13 protein-coding genes, 4 tRNA genes, 4 rRNA genes and 1 pseudogene are annotated in these 23,158 nt (G+C 40.4%); 8 read left to right on the top strand and 14 right to left on the bottom strand.

Annotated elements, in window-relative coordinates; translation table 11 throughout:
* Nucleotides 1-11 precede the first annotated feature (11 nt).
* The gene (locus DQN24_RS04190) at nucleotides 12-1,223 is read left to right on the top strand and encodes a uroporphyrinogen-III C-methyltransferase (RefSeq protein ID WP_021035582.1); all 1,212 of its coding nucleotides are present in this window, start codon (nucleotides 12-14) and stop codon (nucleotides 1,221-1,223) included.
* A gap of 10 nt (nucleotides 1,224-1,233) precedes the next feature.
* A complete protein-coding gene (locus tag DQN24_RS04185; protein WP_005692732.1) occupies nucleotides 1,234-2,520 on the top strand; it encodes a heme biosynthesis protein HemY in 1,287 nt (428 codons plus the stop codon).
* A 62-nt stretch (nucleotides 2,521-2,582) separates the two neighbouring features.
* On the opposite strand, the gene psiE is transcribed toward DQN24_RS04185, so the two are convergent.
* From psiE to birA, 10 genes are all read right to left on the bottom strand, one after another.
* Entirely contained in the window at nucleotides 2,583-2,975 is a 393-nt protein-coding gene (gene psiE, locus DQN24_RS04180; protein ID WP_021035583.1) for a phosphate-starvation-inducible protein PsiE, read from the bottom strand.
* 288 nt (nucleotides 2,976-3,263) lie between these two features.
* Nucleotides 3,264-3,339 (bottom strand) — tRNA-Trp (locus DQN24_RS04170).
* Nucleotides 3,340-3,370: 31 nt separating this feature from the next.
* A tRNA-Asp gene (locus tag DQN24_RS04165) sits at nucleotides 3,371-3,447 on the bottom strand.
* A 12-nt stretch (nucleotides 3,448-3,459) separates the two neighbouring features.
* A 5S ribosomal RNA gene (rrf, locus tag DQN24_RS04160) occupies nucleotides 3,460-3,575 on the bottom strand.
* Nucleotides 3,576-3,623: 48 nt separating this feature from the next.
* Nucleotides 3,624-3,739, bottom strand: a 5S ribosomal RNA gene (gene rrf, locus DQN24_RS04155).
* 198 nt (nucleotides 3,740-3,937) lie between these two features.
* A 23S ribosomal RNA gene (locus DQN24_RS04150) occupies nucleotides 3,938-6,836 on the bottom strand.
* Between the two features lie 402 nt (nucleotides 6,837-7,238).
* Nucleotides 7,239-7,314: transfer RNA gene (locus DQN24_RS04145), tRNA-Ala, on the bottom strand.
* 85 nt (nucleotides 7,315-7,399) lie between these two features.
* Nucleotides 7,400-7,476 (bottom strand) — tRNA-Ile (locus tag DQN24_RS04140).
* Nucleotides 7,477-7,555: 79 nt separating this feature from the next.
* Nucleotides 7,556-9,094, bottom strand: a 16S ribosomal RNA gene (locus DQN24_RS04135).
* Together the 16S, 23S and 5S rRNA genes with 4 tRNA genes alongside form the textbook arrangement of a ribosomal RNA operon.
* Before the next feature lie 356 nt (nucleotides 9,095-9,450).
* Nucleotides 9,451-10,356, bottom strand: coding sequence for a bifunctional biotin--[acetyl-CoA-carboxylase] ligase/biotin operon repressor BirA (gene birA / locus DQN24_RS04130; protein ID WP_021035584.1), 906 nt, complete (start codon nucleotides 10,354-10,356; stop codon nucleotides 9,451-9,453).
* A 129-nt stretch (nucleotides 10,357-10,485) separates the two neighbouring features.
* On the opposite strand from birA, the gene guaB reads away from it, so the two are divergent.
* Together guaB and guaA are read left to right on the top strand one after the other, a co-directional pair.
* A complete protein-coding gene (gene guaB / locus DQN24_RS04125) occupies nucleotides 10,486-11,952 on the top strand; it encodes an IMP dehydrogenase (protein WP_111695426.1) in 1,467 nt (488 codons plus the stop codon).
* 108 nt (nucleotides 11,953-12,060) lie between these two features.
* Nucleotides 12,061-13,632: a glutamine-hydrolyzing GMP synthase gene (gene guaA / locus DQN24_RS04120; RefSeq protein ID WP_021035586.1), complete on the top strand. Its 1,572-nt coding sequence runs from the start codon at nucleotides 12,061-12,063 to the stop codon at nucleotides 13,630-13,632.
* 61 nt (nucleotides 13,633-13,693) lie between these two features.
* On the opposite strand, the gene rarD is transcribed toward guaA, so the two are convergent.
* Nucleotides 13,694-14,584: an EamA family transporter RarD gene (gene rarD / locus DQN24_RS04115; RefSeq protein WP_021035587.1), complete on the bottom strand. Its 891-nt coding sequence runs from the start codon at nucleotides 14,582-14,584 to the stop codon at nucleotides 13,694-13,696.
* Nucleotides 14,585-14,702: 118 nt separating this feature from the next.
* Between rarD and DQN24_RS04110 the strand changes: the two genes are divergently transcribed.
* Nucleotides 14,703-15,164, top strand: coding sequence for an Lrp/AsnC family transcriptional regulator (locus DQN24_RS04110; RefSeq protein WP_021035588.1), 462 nt, complete (start codon nucleotides 14,703-14,705; stop codon nucleotides 15,162-15,164).
* Between the two features lie 38 nt (nucleotides 15,165-15,202).
* Here DQN24_RS04110 and nhaA read toward each other — a convergent pair whose 3' ends face one another.
* Nucleotides 15,203-16,405, bottom strand: coding sequence for a Na+/H+ antiporter NhaA (gene nhaA, locus DQN24_RS04105; protein ID WP_041175373.1), 1,203 nt, complete (start codon nucleotides 16,403-16,405; stop codon nucleotides 15,203-15,205).
* A gap of 187 nt (nucleotides 16,406-16,592) precedes the next feature.
* Between nhaA and brnQ the strand changes: the two genes are divergently transcribed.
* Entirely contained in the window at nucleotides 16,593-17,903 is a 1,311-nt protein-coding gene (brnQ, locus tag DQN24_RS04100; RefSeq protein ID WP_111695740.1) for a branched-chain amino acid transport system II carrier protein, read from the top strand.
* 14 nt (nucleotides 17,904-17,917) lie between these two features.
* Here brnQ and DQN24_RS09080 read toward each other — a convergent pair.
* Together DQN24_RS09080 and DQN24_RS09225 are read right to left on the bottom strand one after the other, a co-directional pair.
* Nucleotides 17,918-18,745 (bottom strand): annotated as a pseudogene (locus DQN24_RS09080) (glutathionylspermidine synthase family protein); the annotation flags it as partial.
* Nucleotides 18,682-19,668, bottom strand: a complete 987-nt coding sequence (locus DQN24_RS09225; protein ID WP_021035591.1) for an autotransporter adhesin — start codon at nucleotides 19,666-19,668, stop codon at nucleotides 18,682-18,684. The pseudogene DQN24_RS09080 and the gene DQN24_RS09225, both read right to left, overlap by 64 nt.
* Before the next feature lie 311 nt (nucleotides 19,669-19,979).
* Here DQN24_RS09225 and rnr point away from each other — a divergent pair, with 311 nt between their 5' ends.
* Entirely contained in the window at nucleotides 19,980-22,328 is a 2,349-nt protein-coding gene (rnr, locus tag DQN24_RS04080) for a ribonuclease R (RefSeq protein ID WP_111695425.1), read from the top strand.
* Nucleotides 22,329-22,382: 54 nt separating this feature from the next.
* Nucleotides 22,383-23,123 carry a 23S rRNA (guanosine(2251)-2'-O)-methyltransferase RlmB gene (gene rlmB, locus DQN24_RS04075; protein WP_111695424.1) on the top strand — a complete coding sequence of 247 codons (741 nt, stop codon included), beginning with the start codon at nucleotides 22,383-22,385 and terminating at the stop codon, nucleotides 23,121-23,123.
* Nucleotides 23,124-23,158: the final 35 nt, after the last annotated feature.

The following is a 23,158-nucleotide window of genomic DNA, read 5'->3' as shown; positions in this document are numbered from 1 at the left end:
AAGGAATTGATATGGCAAAAGAGCAATCTAACAACCTCACTGAACAACTCACAGATACGCAAAAAAAAGCAGTTGAACAAACTGAAACAATGCAGTCTGTTCCGCAAACTATTGTGAAAAAAACAGGTACAGCATTAAGTTTATTCGCAATACTTGTTGCGCTAAGTATTGGTGGAGCTGGATACTATTTTGGTCAGCAGCAAATGGCTAAAATTCAACAGAAATTAACCGCACTTGAAAATCAAACGGGAGCAGATCTTTCCTCAAATAATACCAACAACAATAAACGACTTACACAATTAGAACAGGGTTTAAAAACTGCACAAGAAAATATAGCGCAACTGGAACAATTGATTGTGAGCAAAACAGGGGAAATAACATCCTTACAAACTCAAATGAAACAAATAAATCAGCTTGCCATCGCACAGCAACCTAGCGATTGGTTATTTTCCGAAGCTGATTTTTTACTAAATAATGCCCTGCGTAAACTTGTTTTAGATAACGATGTTGATACAGCGGTTTCTTTATTAAAATTAGCTGATGAAGCCCTCGTCAAGGTTAATAATTCACAGGCAAATGAAATTCGTAGTGCAATCAATCAAGATTTAAAACAACTCCTTTCACTTTCAAGTGTGGATCAAAATGCGGTAATGCAAAAACTGTCACAGCTTGCAAACACAGTCGATGAATTACAAGCTTTGAATGTAAATTTTGATGAAACATCTAAAAATAATGATAAATTATCGAACAACATTACTGACTGGCAACAAAATATTGAAAAAAGTGCAACCTCTTTCCTAAATCATTTTATTCGTATTTCGCCAAAACAAAATTCAAATAAAAAAGAATTACTTGCACCAAATCAAGATATTTATCTTCGTGAGAACATTCGTCTACGTTTACAGCTTGCAATTATGGCAGTTCCTCGTCAGCAAAATGAACTTTATAAGCAATCTTTAGAAGCTGTTTCTTCTTGGGTTCGTAGCTATTTTGATACAAACTCTGAAGTAACACAAAATTTCTTAAAATTAGTAGATGGATTGTCTGATACTTCTATTTATGTAGATGTACCAGAGCAATTAAAAAGTTTAACATTACTTGACAAATATCTTAATCGTACCGCTTTAGATGTACAAAAAGTGGAAATTGAAGCAGACAAGGCGATTGATACAATGCCTAAAGCAGACGCTGTTAAACCAACACAATCTGAATCACAACAATAAGGATAAGTCTATGTTTAGAGTGCTTTTTTTAATGCTGACATTGCTTGTAGGACTTGTAGCTGGGCCTTATATTTCTGGTCAGCAAGGTTATGTGCGCATTGAGACAGCAAATCGTATTATAGAAATGTCCATCACTACCTTAGTGATTTTTTTCATTATTTCTTTAGCGATAATTTATGCTTTTGAATGGGGCATCACTCGTTTCTTTCGTTTAAGTCGTAGCTCTTATCAATGGTTTTCTAATCGAAAACGTGTAAAAGCACAAAAACAAACCCTTGAAGGCCTGGTAAAAATGAATGAAGGGGATTATGCTAAAGCAGAAAAATTAATTGGCAAAAATGCTAAACATTCTGCTGAACCTGTACTAAACCTAATCAAAGCAGCCGAAGCCGCTCAACAACGTGGCGACGAATTTAGTGCAAATCGCTATTTAATTGAAGCAACAGAATTAGCAGGTTCTGATAATTTGCTCGTGGAAATTGCCCGTACTCGCATTTTATTGCAACAAAATAAATTACCTGCAGCGCGCAGTTCTGTAGATAGCTTATTAGAAATGGCTCGTCGTAATAAAGAAGTATTAAAACTCGCGGTAGATATTTATCTTCGTTCTAAAGCCTATCAAGCTCTAGATAAAATTTTGGATAATGTTGAGAATAGCGGTTTATTCAATGATGAAGAACTCAAAGATCTTCGCTCTAAAACCGAAAATGGTTTACTCGACGAGAAAATGAATGAAGAAGGAATTGATGGTTTGCTAACTTGGTGGAGTCAGCAACCTCGTCATCGCCGTAGCAATATTGAACTTAAAATTAGCCTTATTCAACGTTTAATTGACTGTAATGATCATGAATCAGCTACTGAATTGACATTTGAAATACTGAAAAAACTCAGTGACAATACAGCAATCAGTTTACCTCTTTGTACTCAAATTACACGTTTACAACCAGAAGATAACAGCAAGCTTCTCAAGCTAATAGAAAAACGTGCAAAACGTGCGGATGAAAAACAAAAATGCTGTATCAATCGTGCTTTGGGTTATTTATATGTTCGTAACAATGAATTTGTTAAAGCAGCAGATGTATTCAAAAACGTGATGGCTTGCCCTGAACAGTTAGAGCCAAATGATTTGATGATGGCATCCTATGTATTTGAACAAGCGGGCGATAAAGCGTTAGCTGAGCAAGTTCGCCAAGAGAGTTTGAAATCAGTGATGGCAATTCAAGATGTTGTGCCAGAAAGTGCGGAAGAAAAAACAGAAGAAAATTCAACCGCACTTTTAGAAAGTAAATCTGAGTAACTCAACTTAAAAGACAAAACGCACTTCAATTGAAGTGCGTTTTTTATTAGTTGTAGTCTAAATTATAAATTTTTCAATTTATTAGAATATAACACCAAACAAAGTGCAATTACCATAATTAATATTGCACCAGCAAATAAGATAGTATCTACCGAGCTTTCGTGATTAACAATAATTAAACGTAACATCGCAGTAATCCCTGCATAAATAAAATAGCGTAAAGGGAAATGATAGCCGCTTTTAAAATACTGCACAATCAAACCAATAAACCCGAAATATAAGAAAAACATTACTGCTTGTTCAGCAACATCATAAGGTACAACAGACGAAGTATTAAGCACCATCATAGATAAAGTATAAGTTATTTTTACAAGGGCAATAATAAGCACAATCGCTAGCGCAATCAACGCTGTGCAAAGCACGATTTTCAATACATCAGTAATAATTCGTGGCAATTTCTGGAGACTCTTCCATTTTTATTCCTTACAACAAAACTAAGGCTCGTATTCTAATGTAAAATTAGAAAACTGGTCAAAATTATTTAAAGATAATGTTCAAAAAACGATTATTTATAATCTTAAACAAAATTAATTATCAGAAACTATTAGATTCCTACACATTTAAACGCAATCACACAATAAAGTTTGTGAATAAATGTCACATTTACGCCACACGAAGACAATGATTTCTCACAAGAAAATTTTTACAATGTAGTAAATTATTGAAAATGATAGGCTTTTTAATGGCAGGGGCGGAGAGGCTCGAACTCCCAACACCCGGTTTTGGAGACCGGTGCTCTACCAATTGAACTACGCCCCTATTGGTATAGATAAATTATGATATAAATAATTGGCGGAATGGACGGGACTCGAACCCGCGACCCCCTGCGTGACAGGCAGGTATTCTAACCAGCTGAACTACCACTCCGCTAAAAATGACAATTGGCAGTGCCTTACTCTCACATGGGGAAACCCCACACTACCATCAGCGTTACAACATTTCACTTCTGAGTTCGGTATGGTATCAGGTGGACCTATTGCACTATCTCTGCCAAAGATTCTTTATTTTTTTAATTTACTCAATGAATAAACTAAAAAAATAAAACCCGGCGGTGCCCTACTCTCACATGGGGAAACCCCACACTACCATCGGCATTACAGCGTTTCACTTCTGAGTTCGGTATGGTCTCAGGTGGTTCCACCGCACTATCGCCGCCGGGATAATTCTTTAATAACTTCTCTCTTTGTTTCTTCTCTTTTACGACTTCACTTTTTTCGCTTTTCGTCTCTCTTCTTCTTATCGGCAACAAGCTGAACTCGATTTTCTTTCTATTTTTCCTTTCTATTAAGTCTTCTATATTTAAGTTGTTTGTCTACTCTTCTCTTTCGCTCTTTTCTCAAAAACACTTGAGCGTTGTATAGTTAAGCCTCTCGGGCAATTAGTATCTGTTAGCTCAATGACTCACATCACTTACACACCAGACCTATCTACGTCTTCGTCTTAAACAACCCTTACTGTCTTAAAGACAGGGAGAACTCATCTCTTGGCAAGTTTCGTGCTTAGATGCTTTCAGCACTTATCTCTTCCGCACTTAGCTACCCGGCAATGCGTCTGGCGACACAACCGGAACACCAGTGGTGCGTCCACTCCGGTCCTCTCGTACTAGGAGCAGCCCCAACCAATTCTCCTACGCCCACGGCAGATAGGGACCGAACTGTCTCACGACGTTCTAAACCCAGCTCGCGTACCACTTTAAATGGCGAACAGCCATACCCTTGGGACCCACTTCAGCCCCAGGATGTGATGAGCCGACATCGAGGTGCCAAACACCGCCGTCGATATGAACTCTTGGGCGGTATCAGCCTGTTATCCCCGGAGTACCTTTTATCCGTTGAGCGATGGCCCTTCCATTCAGAACCACCGGATCACTATGACCTACTTTCGTACCTGCTCGACTTGTCTGTCTCGCAGTTAAGCTTGCTTATACCATTGCACTAACCTCACGATGTCCGACCGTGATTAGCAAACCTTCGTGCTCCTCCGTTACGCTTTGGGAGGAGACCGCCCCAGTCAAACTACCCACCAGACACTGTCCGAGACCGCGTTCCGCAATCTTCGTTAGAACATCAAACGTTAAAGGGTGGTATTTCAAGGATGACTCCATAATCACTGGCGTGACTACTTCTTAGTCTCCCACCTATCCTACACATCAAAATTCAATGTTCAGTGTCAAGCTATAGTAAAGGTTCACGGGGTCTTTCCGTCTAGCCGCGGGTACACCGCATCTTCACGGCGATTTCAATTTCACTGAGTCTCGGGTGGAGACAGCCTGGCCATCATTATGCCATTCGTGCAGGTCGGAACTTACCCGACAAGGAATTTCGCTACCTTAGGACCGTTATAGTTACGGCCGCCGTTTACTGGGGCTTCGATCAGGTGCTTCTCTTGCGATTACACCATCAATTAACCTTCCAGCACCGGGCAGGCATCACACCCTATACCTCCACTTTCGTGTTTGCAGAGTGCTGTGTTTTTAATAAACAGTTGCAGCCAGCGGGTCACTTCGACCGGTTCAACCTTCGAGAGTAAATCTCTACAATCTACGCCGGCGCACCTTCTCCCGAAGTTACGGTGCTATTTTGCCTAGTTCCTTCACCCGAGTTCTCTCAAGCGCCTGAGTATTCTCTACCTGACCACCTGTGTCGGTTTTCAGTACGGTTTAGTAAAGCCTGTCGCTTAGTGGCTTTTCCTGGAAGTGTGGTATCAGTTACTTCAGCTCCGTAGAGCCTCGTCATCATCTCTCAGTGTTTAATAGAAGCCCGGATTTGCCTAAACTTCCCACCTACCAACTTAAACGCACATATCCAACAGTGCGATAACCTAACCTACTCCGTCCCCACATCGCAGCTTTACCAAGTACAGGAATATTAACCTGTTTCCCATCGACTACGCTTTTCAGCCTCGCCTTAGGGGCCGACTCACCCTGCCCCGATTAACGTTGGACAGGAACCCTTGGTCTTCCGGCGAACGGGTTTTTCACCCGTTTTATCGTTACTTATGTCAGCATTCGCACTTCTGATACGTCCAGCTAACCTCTCGATTAACCTTCATCCGCTTACAGAACGCTCCCCTACCCAACAGACTTTCGCCTGATGCCGCAGCTTCGGTGCTATATTTCAGCCCCGTTACATCTTCCGCGCAGGCCGACTCGACTAGTGAGCTATTACGCTTTCTTTAAATGATGGCTGCTTCTAAGCCAACATCCTAGCTGTCTAAGCCTTCCCACTTCGTTTCCCACTTAATATAGACTTGGGGACCTTAGCTGGCGGTCTGGGTTGTTTCCCTCTCCACGACGGACGTTAGCACCCGCCGTGTGTCTCCTGAGTATCACTCTTTGGTATTCGTAGTTTGCATCGGGTTGGTAATCCGGGATGGACCCCTAGCCGAAACAGTGCTCTACCCCCAAAGGTGTCACCTCAAGGCTCTACCTAAATAGATTTCGGGGAGAACCAGCTATCTCCCGGTTTGATTGGCCTTTCACCCCCAGCCACAAGTCATCCGCTAATTTTTCAACATTAGTCGGTTCGGTCCTCCAGTTAGTGTTACCCAACCTTCAACCTGCCCATGGCTAGATCACCGGGTTTCGGGTCTATACCTTGCAACTATTCGCCCAGTTAAGACTCGGTTTCCCTTCGGCTCCCCTATTCGGTTAACCTCGCTACAAAATATAAGTCGCTGACCCATTATACAAAAGGTACGCAGTCACCCTTTCGGGCTCCCACTGCTTGTACGTACAAGGTTTCAGGTTCTATTTCACTCCCCTCACCGGGGTTCTTTTCGCCTTTCCTTCACAGTACTGGTTCACTATCGGTCAATCAGGAGTATTTAGCCTTGGAGGATGGTCCCCCCTTCTTCAAACAGGATATCACGTGTCCCGCCCTACTTCTCGTTAGCTTAGTACCACAATATGGTTTTTAGATACGGGATTATCACCCTCTTTGATTGTGCTTCCCAACACATTCTCCTAACCATACTGTTATCACTTACTGGCTCTTTCGCTTTCGCTCGCCGCTACTGACGAAATCTCGGTTGATTTCTTTTCCTCGGGGTACTTAGATGTTTCAGTTCTCCCGGTTTGCCTCAACAAACTATGTATTCACTTGTTGATAGTAGATTCTTCATCTACTGGGTTTCCCCATTCGGATATCTTGGATTAAACGCCTCTTATCGACTCATCCAAGCTTTTCGCAGATTAGCACGTCCTTCTTCGCCTCTGATTGCCAAGGCATCCACCTTGTACGCTTAGTCACTTAACTATACAACCTCAAATGTTTTCAATCACTTTAAGTTTTCACTTCAAAGTACGGTCAATTTGATGCGTATTTTCATTCAACTAAACACTTGATTGCTTTTGTTCAATCAAGATTTTATGCAAAACAGGTTTTGTTTTTAGAGTTTCCTTCTCAGTTCCCTCCTCTCACTTTCCTGTCTTGCCTACTCAGACTTTCTCTCGAAAATCTCTTGTTTTCAGCTTGTTTCCAATTTTTTAAAGAACAGTTGATAAAACTTTTCAGTTATCATCGTTAAATAAACTAAAAAAATTAAATTTAAAATTAAACTTAAAACTAAGAATAAAATAACCTAATATTTAAAATAGCTTAATACTATCTCAATACCTTATTACTTTGTCTTTTTCTAATTTACTTAACGATGATAAGTGGTGGAGATAAGCGGGATCGAACCGCTGACCTCCTGCGTGCAAGGCAGGCGCTCTCCCAGCTGAGCTATATCCCCATTTATCATTCATCATTTATTATATTAATTAGTTAATATTTTTATAATAAATGATTGACCATTACGCCTTTATCCACTCTCAGAGTGGTGGGTCTGAGTGGACTTGAACCACCGACCTCACCCTTATCAGGGGTGCGCTCTAACCACCTGAGCTACAGACCCAAGGGTAATGTTTTCTTCTGCTCATTTGTCTACAACTATCAGCCAATCTGTGTGAGCACTCGCTGTCTCTCGTCTTCTGTAAGGAGGTGATCCAACCGCAGGTTCCCCTACGGTTACCTTGTTACGACTTCACCCCAGTCATGAATCATACCGTGGTAAACGCCCTCCTAAAGGTTAAGCTATCTACTTCTGGTACAACCCACTCCCATGGTGTGACGGGCGGTGTGTACAAGGCCCGGGAACGTATTCACCGCGACATTCTGATTCGCGATTACTAGCGATTCCGACTTCATGGAGTCGAGTTGCAGACTCCAATCCGGACTTAGACGTACTTTATGAGATTCGCTCCACCTCGCAGCTTCGCTTCCCTCTGTATACGCCATTGTAGCACGTGTGTAGCCCTACTCGTAAGGGCCATGATGACTTGACGTCATCCCCACCTTCCTCCAGTTTATCACTGGCAGTCTCCTTTGAGTTCCCGACCGTATCGCTGGCAACAAAGGATAAGGGTTGCGCTCGTTGCGGGACTTAACCCAACATTTCACAACACGAGCTGACGACAGCCATGCAGCACCTGTCTCTAAGTTCCCGAAGGCACATTCGCATCTCTGCAAACTTCTTAGGATGTCAAGAGTAGGTAAGGTTCTTCGCGTTGCATCGAATTAAACCACATGCTCCACCGCTTGTGCGGGCCCCCGTCAATTCATTTGAGTTTTAACCTTGCGGCCGTACTCCCCAGGCGGTCGATTTATCACGTTAGCTACGGGCGCCAGAGTTAAACCCCAACCCCCAAATCGACAGCGTTTACAGCGTGGACTACCAGGGTATCTAATCCTGTTTGCTCCCCACGCTTTCGCACATGAGCGTCAGTACATTCCCAAGGGGCTGCCTTCGCCTTCGGTATTCCTCCACATCTCTACGCATTTCACCGCTACACGTGGAATTCTACCCCTCCCTAAAGTACTCTAGTTACCCAGTCTGAAATGCAATTCCCAGGTTAAGCCCGGGGCTTTCACACCTCACTTAAATAACCGCCTGCGTGCCCTTTACGCCCAGTTATTCCGATTAACGCTCGCACCCTCCGTATTACCGCGGCTGCTGGCACGGAGTTAGCCGGTGCTTCTTCTGTATTTAACGTCAATTTGATGTACTATTAACACATCAACCTTCCTCAATACCGAAAGAACTTTACAACCCGAAGGCCTTCTTCATTCACGCGGCATGGCTGCGTCAGGGTTCCCCCCATTGCGCAATATTCCCCACTGCTGCCTCCCGTAGGAGTCTGGACCGTGTCTCAGTTCCAGTGTGGCTGGTCATCCTCTCAGACCAGCTAGAGATCGCAGGCTTGGTGAGCCTTTACCCCACCAACTACCTAATCCCACTTGGGCTCATCCTATGGCAGGTGGCTAAAAGTCCCACCCTTTCGTCTCTCGACACTACGCGGTATTAGCGACAGTTTCCCGTCGTTATCCCCCTCCATAAGCCAGATTCCCAAGCATTACTCACCCGTCCGCCACTCGTCAGCAAGAAAGCAAGCTTCCTCCTGCTACCGTTCGACTTGCATGTGTTAAGCCTGCCGCCAGCGTTCAATCTGAGCCATGATCAAACTCTTCAATTCAAGTTCAATCGCTCAATAAACTACTTAGCTATAAATAAAACACTACTTAAAAAAGTAATTATGAATTTTCAGTTAAGCACCTATTAAGACTTCAAAATTAAAAAATATTTTTAAAACAAGTCAATCAACAAGTGCCCACACAGATTGTCTGATATATTGTTAAAGAGCAAAAAAGAACGACGCACTTGGAAACTTAAAAACTTCACAACAGTGCGTCGTTGTGTGCGGTGCATTATAGGGATTTTCAAATCCCTTGCAAGTACTTTTTGTAAAAATATTTAAAAAAATGATCTTTTGATGGAAATATAAGCATTTTATTAAAAAGTGCGGTTAGAATAGTCAAACTTTTATTGCTATTATTTCTTACGTAATGAAACTTCTCCACCATTAAACATCTGAATTTTATTGCCACATAATACTTTTAAATAACCACGTTCATCTATGCCTTGTTCAATACCTGAAATAACACCTTGCTCAGTAAGCACCTTTACTTCACTATTTGAAAACGCATTATATGATTGCCATGCTTGTTGAAATTCCTCATCAATACCATTTTGCTCAAAGATATTTAAACGTGTATATAAATGTTGTATAAGTTTGGGTAATAAAGTTTGTCGCTCTACATCAGGATCAATTTCACACACTTCCGCATAAGGCTGACTAATTTCTGTTTGTTTTGACAACGACACATTAATACCTACGCCAATCACTAAATTGAGCATGCCATTTTTATGATTAGCAATTTCGACTAAAATGCCACCTAACTTTCTTTCATCAAACAAAATATCATTTGGCCATTTCACTTGTACATTTAGCACTTCCGCAATCGCCAAACCGATGACTAAACTTAACCCCTCAATTGATTTTTTAGGATCAAACGTCCAATAAAAACTAAACATGATTTGCCCAGCAAAAGGCGATAACCATTGGCGACCACGCCGACCGCGCCCTGCAGTTTGATATTCAGCCACACAAAGATCGCCTTTTTTTAATGAAAGAATATTTTGTAGTATCCACTCATTTGTAGAGGAAATTATCGGCTGATAATGGATGCCATAAGGAAAAAGTGCGGTTGAAATTTGCTGAGAATTTAATAAAGGAAGCATTGGTACTAAGCGATAATCTTGTCCATCAACGAGAATATCCAAACCAATTTCACGTAATTGTTGAATATCTTCCTCTAGATTTTTAGAAAACTTTTCCAATTCAAACCGCACTTTCGGCTGACAGTCAGCTAAATATGTCAATAAAGCGAAATTCATTATTTATTCCTTGTACCAAACGGAGCGAAAATCATAGCATAAATCCTAAAATTTCGTTTTCAAAATCAAGTAAAATCTGTATAATCCCGCCGCAATATTTTTTAACTTCAACTTAGCGAGAATATTGCAATGTCATTACGCATTAAACAAGAAGCCCTTACTTTTGACGATGTTCTACTCGTCCCAGCTCACTCAACTGTGCTTCCAAATACTGCCAACCTTTCAACTCAACTTACCAAAGAAATTCGCCTAAATATTCCAATGCTTTCAGCAGCAATGGATACCGTAACTGAAACCAAACTTGCGATCTCTTTAGCACAAGAAGGCGGTATTGGCTTTATTCATAAAAATATGACGATCGAACGCCAAGCAGATCGTGTTCGTAAAGTGAAAAAATTTGAAAGCGGTATTGTTTCTGAACCAGTAACTGTTTCTCCCGATTTAACCCTTGCTGAATTAGCGGAATTAGTAAATAAAAACGGCTTCGCAGGCTACCCTGTTGTAGATAGCGAAAATAACTTAATCGGTATCATCACTGGGCGTGACACTCGTTTCGTAAAAGATTTACATCAAACCGTTTCGCAAGTAATGACAAAAAAAGACCGCTTAGTAACGGTAAAAGAAGGGGCAACTCGCGAAGAAATCTTAGCATTAATGCACCAACATCGTGTTGAAAAAGTATTGATGGTCAATGACAGCTTTAAACTGAAAGGAATGATTACCGTTAAAGACTTCCAAAAAGCAGAACAAAAACCAAATGCGTGTAAAGATGAATTTGGTCGTTTACGTGTTGGTGCTGCGGTTGGCGCAGGTGCTGGCAATGAAGAACGTATTGACGCATTAGTGAAAGCTGGTGTAGATGTACTGTTAATCGACTCTTCTCACGGTCACTCAGAAGGCGTATTACAACGCGTTCGTGAAACTCGAGCGAAATATCCAAACTTACCTATCGTTGCGGGTAACGTAGCAACGGCTGAAGGTGCAATCGCATTAGCAGATGCAGGAGCTAGTGCAGTGAAAGTAGGTATTGGCCCTGGTTCAATTTGTACAACTCGTATCGTAACCGGTGTAGGCGTGCCACAAATCACGGCTATCGCAGATGCAGCATCAGCATTAAAAGATCGTGGTATTCCAGTTATTGCCGACGGTGGTATCCGTTTCTCTGGCGATATTGCAAAAGCCATCGCTGCAGGTGCAAGCTGTGTAATGGTTGGCTCAATGCTTGCTGGTACTGAAGAAGCACCAGGCGAAATCGAACTTTACCAAGGGCGTGCATTTAAATCTTACCGTGGTATGGGTTCATTAGGTGCTATGGCGAAAGGCTCATCAGATCGTTATTTCCAATCGGATAACGCGGCAGATAAACTCGTACCAGAAGGTATTGAAGGCCGTATTCCATATAAAGGTTATTTAAAAGAAATCATTCACCAACAAATGGGAGGCTTACGTTCTTGTATGGGTTTAACTGGCTGTGCAACCATCGAAGAATTACGCACAAAAGCAGAATTTGTTCGCATCAGTGGTGCAGGCATTAAAGAAAGCCACGTTCACGATGTTGCTATTACTAAAGAAGCACCGAACTATCGTATGGGGTAACTGTAGGGTGAGCTTTAGCCTGCCTTTTGCTGTTTAAAGTGCGGTTGGTTTTTGCAAAGTTTTAGAGGAAATTAACCGTCCACACTATCAATAATAAGAGCATTATAAATGACAAATATCCACAATCACAAAATCCTGATCCTCGACTTCGGTTCACAATATACTCAACTGATTGCGCGTCGTGTGCGTGAAATTGGTGTGTACTGCGAACTTTGGGCTTGGGATGTAACCGAACAACAAATCCGTGAATTTGCTCCAACGGGTATCATTCTTTCTGGCAGTCCTGAAAGCACAACTGAAGAAAACAGCCCACGTGCGCCTGAATATGTGTTTAACGCAGGCGTTCCAGTGCTCGGCGTTTGCTATGGAATGCAAACTATGGCGATGCAACTTGGCGGCTTAACCGAAACATCTGATCACAGAGAGTTCGGCTATGCTTCAGTTTCTCTTGAAAATTCCACCGCACTTTTTGCAAATTTAAACGATAATTCGACCGCTTCTGAGCCAAAATTAGACGTTTGGATGAGCCACGGCGATAAGGTAACGCGCTTACCAGAAAACTTCAAAGTAACTGGCACAACGCTAACCTGCCCTATCGCAGCAATGTCAGACGAAAGCCGTCGTTTCTACGGTGTGCAGTTCCACCCTGAAGTAACGCATACTAAAAAAGGCTTGGAATTATTAACCAACTTCGTAGTAAACATCTGTGGTTGCGAAACCAAATGGACAGCTGAAAACATTATCGAAGATGCCGTTGCTCGCATCAAAGAACAAGTGGGCGATGATGAAGTGATTTTAGGCTTATCTGGTGGTGTGGACTCTTCTGTGGTTGCATTACTTTTACACCGTGCTATCGGCAAAAACTTACACTGCGTATTTGTGGATAACGGTTTGCTTCGCTTACACGAAGGCGATCAAGTCATGGAAATGTTTGGCGATAAATTCGGTTTAAACATCACTCGTGTTGATGCAGAAAGCCGCTTCCTAGGCGAACTTGCAGGGGTATCAGATCCTGAAGCGAAACGTAAAATTATCGGTAAAGTATTCGTTGATGTATTCGATGATGAATCGAAAAAACTCACTAATGTGAAATGGTTGGCACAAGGTACGATCTACCCTGATGTGATCGAATCTGCAGCAAGCAAAACTGGTAAAGCACATGTGATTAAATCACACCACAACGTAGGTGGCTTACCAGACTATATGAAACTGGGCTTAGTTGAACCATTACGTGAATTGTTTAAAGATGAAGTACGTAAAATCGGTCTAGCATTAGGCTTACCAGCTGAAATGATCAACCGCCACCCATTCCCTGGTCCAGGTTTAGGCGTACGTATATTAGGCGAAGTGAAAAAAGAATACTGCGATTTATTACGCCGTGCGGATGCAATCTTTATCGAAGAATTACGCAACAGCGGTTGGTATGAAAAAACCAGCCAAGCCTTCAGTGTATTCTTGCCTGTGAAATCTGTTGGTGTAATGGGCGATGGGCGTAAATACGATTGGGTTATTTCTCTACGCGCAGTAGAAACCATCGATTTTATGACCGCACATTGGGCACATTTGCCTTATGATTTATTAGGTAAAGTATCTAACCGCATCATCAACGAAGTGAACGGCATTTCCCGCGTCGTATATGACATTAGCGGGAAACCGCCAGCGACAATCGAGTGGGAATAGAAAATCTCTATTTCAGATACTTTCTAATTATTTCAGTAACTTTAATAAGTGCGGTTAATTTTCACCGCACTTTATTTTTGTTTAAAAGCCCTTCTATGCCAATAACAATGAGACTTAACCAAATAGGCACATAAGTAAAATAGTCGCTTGTGGTCATTTGATTATCCAGCACAAAGACAGCTATTAAAAAAAGCAATATCGGCTCGATATAACTCAACACCGCAAAAATACTGACTGGAATTTGTTGGCTGGATTTTAAGTTGGTTGAAAGCGAAATCGCACTCACCATGCCAAGTGCTGGTAGCAATAACCAATAACGATATTCTTGCGTAACTAAAGAAAGTGTATCGCTTTGAGAAAGAATATAAATAAAGCAAGGAATCGAAATTAAAATAATATCCAATGTAATCCCTTGTAGAGCAGGGATTTTCATCAATTTACGGCTTAGATAATAAAATGGATAAACCGTACAAACCCACAAGCTTGTCCATGAAAAACTTTGAGTGTGCCATAATTCATGTGCAACACCACAGGCAGCCAGTAAAAGCGCGATTTTCTGAATAAATGATAAGCGTTCTTTTAACCAAGCCCATCCTAAAACAGCCATGATCAGAGGAAAAAGGAAATATCCCATTACAATATTTATCCCTTCACCATTTAGCGGTGCCCACATAAAGAGCCAGAATTGACTTCCCGCATCTAATGTCCCCAGTAAAAATAAAACCCAACTCCTCCAACTTTTTCCTAAAGTTGTCGTGATAAGAGACAAAATAGAGCGGCAACCAATAGTCGGGAATAAAATTAAAAGTAGCCCAAAGATCATGGTCAGCATACGCCACGCAAACACATCTGTTCCGCTAAGTGGTTGGAGCCATATGCTAAATAAATACAATATGCCAAATAAACATTGTGAAAAAATACACAATAATACGCCTTGAGTGACTACTTTCATCTTGGACCTCATCTCATCAATATGATTATTATAAAATCCCAAGACAATAAAAAATCTCAACTTTATTTTTATTGTGATAATATTTCTCCCAATTATTACATTTTTGAGAAATTATCTTATGCAAACACTGGATAAATTAGATCGTCATATTTTGAATGTATTACAACAAGATGCCATGATTCCGTTAAAAGAACTGTCAGAGAAAGTGAATAGTTCCGTTGCAACCTGTCAACGACGTGTGCAAGCATTAACTGATTCAAGCGTTATTACAAAACGAGTTGCAGTTGTTTCCCCAAAAGCCGTTGGGCGTACGATTAGCGTATTTGTCATGGTCGAAATGGATAATCAACATTCTTATTATCAAGAGCAATTTGAACGGAAAATGCGTCAAGAAGACGAAGTGGTGAGCTGTTACGAAATCTCAGGGGACTATGATTTTATGTTGCTACTCCATGCAAAAGATATGGAAAGCTATCACGCATTCACACGCCGAGTATTGACGGGTGAATTTCATGTAAGAACTTATAAAAGTTTATTTGTAATGAATTTTACCAAAGCAGATAGTGGAATTATCTTATAGAACAAGTGCGGTAAATTTTTACCGCACTTTGTGTATGATTAACTTAGTTTTGTCGTTTGTTTTAAGAATAAATACCCAAGTATTGCCGAAACCGTTGATCCAAGTAGAATACCTAAACGAGAAAGAGTATTGACACTTTCTCCCGCATTAGCATCAAACGCAAGGCTTGCCAAGAACATTGACATCGTAAAACCGATTCCACATAAAACCGCAACGGCAAAAATTTGTTTAAAATTAATTCCATCTGGTAATTTAGCTAATCCCAATTTAACAGAAATATAACTAAATCCGAAAACACCGATAGGTTTACCAATAATTAAACCGCTTGCTATAGCCAATAATAATGGCGACGAAATCATATTCACATCTATGCCCTCAAAACTCACACCTGCATTGGCAAATGCAAAGAGCGGTAAAATAACGAAAGATGACCAAGAGGCTAAAATATGCTCGAAATCATCTAATGGGCGTTCTCCTTTTTTACCTTTCAATGGAATGCTAAAACCAATAATAACGCCTGCTAAAGTAGCATGCACGCCAGACTTTAATACGGAAGCCCATAAAATTGCACCTACAACCATATAAGCGCAAAGTGCGGAAACTTTGAAACGATTTAGTAATATCAGTGCAATAATTGCCACAGCAGAAAAAATTAGTGCTTGTACACTCAATCCGTGCGAGAAAAATAATGCAATAACAACTATCGCACCGAGGTCATCAATAATAGCAAGGGCAAGTAAAAATATTTTCAATGGAAGTGGCACTTGTTTACTCAATAACGCCATAATCCCTAGCACAAAAGCAATGTCTGTTGCCATTGGAATTGCCCAGCCATTAGCTAAGCTTGGATCTTGTTTAGCGATAAACCAATAAACTACAGCCGGTATAACCATTCCGCCAATAGCTGCAATAGCAGGGAAAATAGCTTGTTGATAGGTTGAAAGCGCACCTTCAAATAATTCTTTTTTTACTTCCATTCCCACTAATACAAAAAACACCGCCATAAAACCATCATTAATCCAGTGAATTAAGGTTTTATTAATTGAGAAACTACCAATTTGTAAACTTACAGGTAAATTTAAAAAATCATTATATTGGTTGCTTAACGGCGAATTAGCCAGCAACATCGCAACAACAGCTGAAAAAAGCAATAATATACCACCAGCAGATTCTAATTTAAAAAAACGTTGGATCAGTTTTATCACATAAACCCCTTTAAAAATAAATAGCAAAAAATTCACAAAGGGGCATCCTAGCATATTTTCGAAGTTAAAGGAAAAAGTGCGGTAGATTTTGTCGGGATTTTTAGCGAATTGTCGATAAAATGCCATATATTGTGACAAAATTCACATTTTTAATTTTACGCAATAGGGATTTTATCTACTTTGTAGTAGAATGCAGGCCTTTTTATTTTTAGAGTCAAAAATTATGTTTTCACGTAAAGATATTATCGTTTTAGGAATGATGATCTTCGCCTTATTTTTAGGTGCGGGTAATATCATTTTTCCGCCTATGGAAGGATTTTTCTCAGGACAACATTGGATGAGTGCTTCCTTAGGCTTTGTTTTAACTGGCGTTTTAATGCCATTTATTACGCTTGTTGTGGTAGCGATTTTAGGTCGTGGCGAAGAACTTACTAAAGATTTACCAAAATGGGCTGGCACAGGTTTCCTCGTTATACTTTATTTAACCATTGGCTCTACCTTTGCAATGCCCCGCATCACTAATGTTGCTTATGAAATGGCGTGGTTGCCTTTAGACTTAACAGAAAATAATGCGAATGTTCGTTTTGTATTCTCACTCATTTTTAACTTAATCGCGATGGGCTTTATGATTAGCCCAAATACGATCATTTCAAGCGTGGGTAAATTTATGACACCCGCTTTATTAGTGTTACTTATTGCTGTAGCAATTACCGTATTTATTTCGCCTTTATCTGAAATTCAAGCGCCAAGTAATGCTTATGAAAATAGCCATTCTTTATTAATCGGCTTAACCAGTGGTTATCAAACCATGGATGTACTTGCAGCCATTGCTTTTGGTGGAATTGTCGCCCGAGCATTATCAGCGAAAAATGTGACAAAAACCAAAGATATTGTGAAATACACCATTTCAGCAGGATTTGTTTCTGTCATTTTACTCGCCAGTTTATATTTTTCGCTTTTCTATCTAGGTGCAACCAGTGCTGCAGTTGCAGAAGGGGCAATGAATGGTGGACAAATTTTCTCTCGTTATGTAAATGTCTTATTCGGTTCAGCTGGGACTTGGATTATGGCTGGTATTATTGTATTAGCGAGCTTAACAACACTTGTTGGTGTAACTAGCGCATCTGCTGATTATTTCGCAAAATTTTCCTCTCGCTTTTCCTATCCATTTTGGATCGCCCTTTTTACCGCGATAACAATCACTGTTTCACAATATGGTTTAACGGATCTACTTCGCATAACGATCCCAGCCTTGTTATTAATTTACCCAGTAGCTATTGTGCTTGTTTTATTGCAATTCTTACGAAAAAAACTTCCATCAATAAAATTTACATACAATAGTACATTGCTCGTTACGGTTTGTTTTAGTTTATGTGACAGCTTAAATAACGTTAAAATGTTACCAGAAAGCATCAATTCATTATTGAAACACTTCCCTCTTTCATCTGAAGGAATGGCTTGGTTGGTTCCGACTTTAGTAATGTTAGTTGCAAGCATTTTTATTGGAAAAGCATTGCATAAAACCCATTCTTAATCTCACAAAGTGTTTTATTTATCTTTCAACACTCTCAATGGTTGCATATCACTATTGCCTACAATCACTCGACTAGAATCAGAGCGTAGGCAAGTGCTGCCATAATGCCCTCCCACGGTAAAAGTACAAACTTGCAAGTATTGCTCTTCCACTTGTGGTAAGCACCAAAGTTGTTGATAAATGTTTTCTTGTTTGCCAAATTTACCCTTTGTGACACCTAAAGTGGCATTATTTTTGCCAATAAGTTTAACATTATCTCCCCGACGACCTGCAATTGGTTTTTGCACATAGCCATTTTGAATTAAATTTGGCGCGAGATGAAAACTTGCCTCTAACAAATAACGATGATTAGGGAATAAAATGGCTTATTTTCATTTAGCCATTTCCCACTAAATTGACCGTGATTGTTAATATAATGGGCTTGTAACAGAAGTGCGGTTGATTTTGGGAAAGGTTGGGGTTCTGAAAATTCAGTATCGTTCGTTTGAATCATCCAACCAAGAATTTTAGTATCATCAAAAGTATCTTGTAGAAAATAACCTTGTTCTGAAACAATCATCGGCAATTCACGCGTCCATTGCTGACCACTTGGCAAGCGAGAATGAATCACATTTTGCTCGGCGATTCGAACCCTATCAGGCAACACCTCAGTGATAATTGCCACATGCCCCGTGTGTTTAAATTCCCCCCCCTTCTTGCCAAATTAATAAGGAACCTGCTTGAGGTTTACGCTTACAACCATTAGCAAATGCCTGTAAAGGCAACAAGGCATCATTTACTACTTGGCGTAAAAAACGTAAAGAAAAGATCTCGTACGCCATACCAACATCGGCAAATACAACGCAAATTTATCATCTTCGCCTAATTGTGCAGGTTTTAATGAAGCCAACACCGCAGCACTTGCGCCGACGCGGTTTACACGTTTGCTTAAGCGGTTTAACTGACGGACATTTACTGCATCATAATCTTCTGTGCCATCGGCGACATTAACGATTTTCCGTTTCAATGTATCAGAACCCACTGATACGGTATTTTCTTCATTCGCCACAGACTCTGCACCTAAAGCAACAGAACCATAAGCATTTGCCCGAGTTTCATAACCTAATGCCAAACTTTCTTCTGCCAAAGCCCTGCTGTGGCTGCCAAAAGTAGCACTGCGGTAGCCCGTTGATTGGCTGCTGTCGCCGACTGCTAGACTTTCAATAGCTGTGGCTGTAGAAAACGCCCCAAATGAACTGGCAAAAAGATTGTGTGAAGAAGATCTAAATCCTAGTGCCATCGCACCGTAAGTTTGACCATATTTATCAATTAAATTCTGCTCACTATCGTGAGCCATGTCAATTTTTGTCGTAGTTCCACTTGCATTAATATCAATATTTTTGCCGATTTTATTGTTATTTTTACCTTTTTCTAATTTTTCCACCAAGCTATGTACACCAAAAGCTATCGAATAGTCTCCATCTTTACTTGTAGATAAAGAACCAATTGCAATAGACCTATACGCGAAAGCTTCAGCATAATGACCAACTGCAACACCTCCCTTTTCTGAATTAGAATTTATACCAATAGCAGTACTAAATTTTCCTTTTTGACCATCTGATCCAGATTTAGCCCCATAGCCTATAGCTAAAGAACCTATGCTTTTTACGTGAGTATCTCCACCGATAGCAACTGCTCCAATGGATGGTTTAGCTCCACTTTCTGTAGAATTAGTTACTTTACTACCATCTCCAATGGCAACATTATATCCACCATCGCGCACCATACCATAAGTAGCGATCCATTTTAGATCTTGTGAAAAAGACTGAACAGAATAAAAAGATGTGGAAATAAGTAGAGTGATTAAAGAAAGGCGGGTTAGACTATTTTGCTTGCTTAATGATTTTCATTGTTTTGCTCCTTTGTCAAGAAAATAATTGAGGGCAGTCATTCTAACAGAAAATAAAAAAGAAAGGCATTGTTTTATATGTACGTTAAAAGTTCATTGGTTTTGCCGATAAATAAACCTATCCCCCATCTTGCATTATCCCCCTTACAGTGTCAAACTCTCCGCACTTTTTAAAACTGTAAAAAATAATGACAAAAAAACGTAAAAACTTAATCAACCAAGATCCTCATTACAAACGAGAATTGGAAAAATACGGCAATCCAATCCCGAGCCGTGAATTTATTTTAAGCGTTATTCGAGACAATAATGCGCCAATGAATCGGGATGAAATTTTGACCGCACTTTCCATTCGAAATGAAGATCAAATAGAAGCGATGCGTCGCCGATTACGCGCGATGGAAAATGATGGGCAATTAGTGTTCACTAAACGTAAACGCTATGCCTTACCAGAAAAATTAGATTTATTTAAAGGTACGGTAATTGGTCATCGCGAAGGTTTTGGTTTTTTACAGGTCGATGGCAAAAAAGATGATTTATTCATTCCGAACCATCAAATGCAAAGAGTCATGCATGGAGATTTTGTCTTAGCGCAACCTGCTGGATTAGATCGTCGTGGTCGCCGTGAAGTGCGAATTGTGCGCGTATTAGAAAGCCGTAAAAAACAAATTGTGGGTCGCTTTTTCTTAGAAAACGGTTTCAGCTATGTGGTGCCTGATGACAGCAGAATTGGTCGTGATATTCTCGTGCCAAATGAACATCGTAATGGCGCACGAATGGGGCAAGTTGTGGTTGTCGAATTGCAAGAACGCTCTGCTAGTTTTAACCAGCCAATTGGCGTAATTACTGAAATCCTAGGCGATAATATGGCGAAAGGAATGGAAGTGGAAATCGCCTTGCGTAACCACGATATTCCCCATAAGTTTCCAAGTGCGGTGGAAAAATACGTAAAAAAATTCACTGAAGAAGTCCCAGAAGAAGCCAAAAAAGGTCGTGTGGATTTACGTCATTTACCGCTTGTTACCATTGATGGCGAAGATGCGCGGGATTTTGATGATGCTGTTTATTGTGAAAAACATGGCAAAGGCTGGAAACTTTGGGTAGCGATTGCGGATGTCAGTTATTACGTACGTTTACGTTCCGCTTTGGATGTAGAAGCGCATAATCGTGGTAACTCAGTTTATTTTCCGAACCGAGTTGTACCAATGCTACCTGAAATTTTATCGAACGGCTTATGCTCTCTTAACCCACAAGTGGATCGTTTATGTATGGTGTGTGAGATGCAAATTTCAGCTAAAGGTAAGCTCACAGATTATCGCTTTTATGAAGCGGTGATGAATTCTCACGCCCGCCTCACTTATACCAAAGTAGCCAAAATGCTTGAAGGCGATGAAGAATTACGCACTCGTTATCAAGGACTTATTCCACATTTAGAAGAATTGCATCATCTCTATAAAGCATTACTTAATGCCCGAAAACAACGTGGTGCCATCGATTTTGAAACCATTGAAACTAAGTTTATTTTTAATGCAATGGGGAGAATTGAGCGTATTGAACCCGTTGTTCGTAACGATGCCCACAAAATCATTGAGGAATGTATGATTCTTGCGAATATCGCAGCTGCTAATTTTATGGAAAAACATAAAGAGCCTGCGTTATATCGCATTCATGCCACCCCGAGCGAAGAAAAATTAACATCGTTCCGCACTTTCTTAAGTGAGTTTGGTTTAACTTTAGAAGGTGGCTTAAAACCAACCACAAAAGACTATGCTGCTCTCTTAGAAAAAGTTAAGGAACGACCTGATCATGAACTTATTCAAACAATGTTGCTCCGCTCTTTAAGCCAAGCTGTCTATCATGCTGACAATATTGGACACTTTGGTTTGGCTTTGGAAGAGTATGCACACTTTACTTCGCCAATTCGCCGTTATCCAGACTTAACACTTCATCGAGGCATCAAATATTTACTCGCTAAAGAACAAGGCGCAAAACGTAAAACAACGGATACTGGCGGTTATCATTACTCTTTTGATGAAATGGATTTACTTGGCAATCATTGTTCAATGACGGAACGCCGTGCTGACGACGCCACTCGTGAAGTGGCAGATTGGCTAAAATGTGAATATATGCAAGATCATATTGGCGAAGAATTTAGCGGTGTTATTTCATCTGTGACGGGATTTGGTTTATTTATACGCTTAGATGATTTATTCATCGATGGTTTAGTCCATATTTCGACTTTAGAAAACGATTATTACCAATTCGATGCAACAAAACAGCGTTTAATTGGCGAAAATAGCGGAATGCAATATCGCTTAGGCGATAAAGTTCGCATCAAAGTTGAAGCGGTACATTTAGAAAATAAAATGGTCGATTTCTCTCTGATGGGGAGTGAACGTAAGCCTCGTCATGCTGGAAAAACCGCGAAAGAAAAAGCCAAGAAAGTCTTTAAAGAACTACCGTCTAAAACATCCCAGAAACGAAAAAGTGCGGTAAAAAAGAAAGAAGTTTCTAAGAAAACATCTAGAAAACGAAAATAATTCACTTCCTATTTTAAGAATGAATTAAAAATTCAAATAAAAAAAGAGAAATTTATGTCAGAACAAATCTACGGCATTCATGCTGTTAATAGTATTTTAACCCATTCGCCAGAGCGTCTAATTGAAGTTTTCGTACTTAAAGGACGTGAAGATAAACGCCTACAGCCACTCTTAAACGAACTTTATTCCCTAGGAATTGGTGTGCAATTTGTTAATCGCCAAACTCTTGATAAAAAAGCCGATGGCGAAGTTCATCAAGGTGTTATTGCTCGAGTACAAGCAGCAAAAGAACTTAATGAAAATGATCTTGATGAAATTCTTGCCAATAAACAAAACCCGCTTTTATTAGTTTTAGATGGCGTGACTGATCCACACAACTTGGGAGCTTGTTTGCGAACAGCTGATGCAGCGGGCGTAGTGGCAGTGATCGTACCGAAAGATAAATCGGCACAATTAACATCTATCGCGCGTAAAGTTGCTTGCGGTGCAGCAGAAACTGTGCCGTTAATTCGTGTAACCAATCTTTCTCGCACACTACGCGATTTACAGCAAAACCATAATATTTGGGTGGTTGGCACTGCTGGCGAAGCAACTGAAACCATTTATCAAAGCAAACTGACAGGGTCACTAGCACTTGTTATGGGAGCTGAAGGCGAAGGAATGCGTCGTTTAACACGTGAACATTGCGATCAACTGATTAGCATTCCAATGGCTGGTTCAGTTTCATCATTAAATGTATCTGTCGCAACAGGGGTATGTTTATTTGAAATTGTACGTCAGCGTTTAGGTTCATAAAAAAGTGCGGTAAATTTTACCGCACTTTTGTAATG

The sequence above is a fragment of the Haemophilus influenzae genome, assembly GCF_900475755.1.
Taxonomy (GTDB): Bacteria; Pseudomonadota; Gammaproteobacteria; order Enterobacterales; family Pasteurellaceae; genus Haemophilus; species Haemophilus influenzae_D.
This window is presented reverse-complemented; position numbering and strand designations above follow the sequence as displayed.

What these genes read in the sequence shown, in the direction of transcription:
- rnr (WP_111695425.1), top strand. Translation starts at nt 19,980, where the DNA reads ATGACAAAAAAACGTAAAAACTTAATCAACCAAGATCCTCATTACAAA.
- rarD (WP_021035587.1), bottom strand. Translation starts at nt 14,584, where the DNA reads ATGAAAGTAGTCACTCAAGGCGTATTATTGTGTATTTTTTCACAATGT.
- guaA (WP_021035586.1), top strand. Translation starts at nt 12,061, where the DNA reads ATGACAAATATCCACAATCACAAAATCCTGATCCTCGACTTCGGTTCA.
- guaB (WP_111695426.1), top strand. Translation starts at nt 10,486, where the DNA reads ATGTCATTACGCATTAAACAAGAAGCCCTTACTTTTGACGATGTTCTA.
- DQN24_RS04185 (WP_005692732.1), top strand. Translation starts at nt 1,234, where the DNA reads ATGTTTAGAGTGCTTTTTTTAATGCTGACATTGCTTGTAGGACTTGTA.
- DQN24_RS04110 (WP_021035588.1), top strand. Translation starts at nt 14,703, where the DNA reads ATGCAAACACTGGATAAATTAGATCGTCATATTTTGAATGTATTACAA.
- brnQ (WP_111695740.1), top strand. Translation starts at nt 16,593, where the DNA reads ATGTTTTCACGTAAAGATATTATCGTTTTAGGAATGATGATCTTCGCC.
- birA (WP_021035584.1), bottom strand. Translation starts at nt 10,356, where the DNA reads ATGAATTTCGCTTTATTGACATATTTAGCTGACTGTCAGCCGAAAGTG.
- DQN24_RS09225 (WP_021035591.1), bottom strand. Translation starts at nt 19,668, where the DNA reads ATGGTGCGCGATGGTGGATATAATGTTGCCATTGGAGATGGTAGTAAA.
- DQN24_RS04190 (WP_021035582.1), top strand. Translation starts at nt 12, where the DNA reads ATGGCAAAAGAGCAATCTAACAACCTCACTGAACAACTCACAGATACG.
- rlmB (WP_111695424.1), top strand. Translation starts at nt 22,383, where the DNA reads ATGTCAGAACAAATCTACGGCATTCATGCTGTTAATAGTATTTTAACC.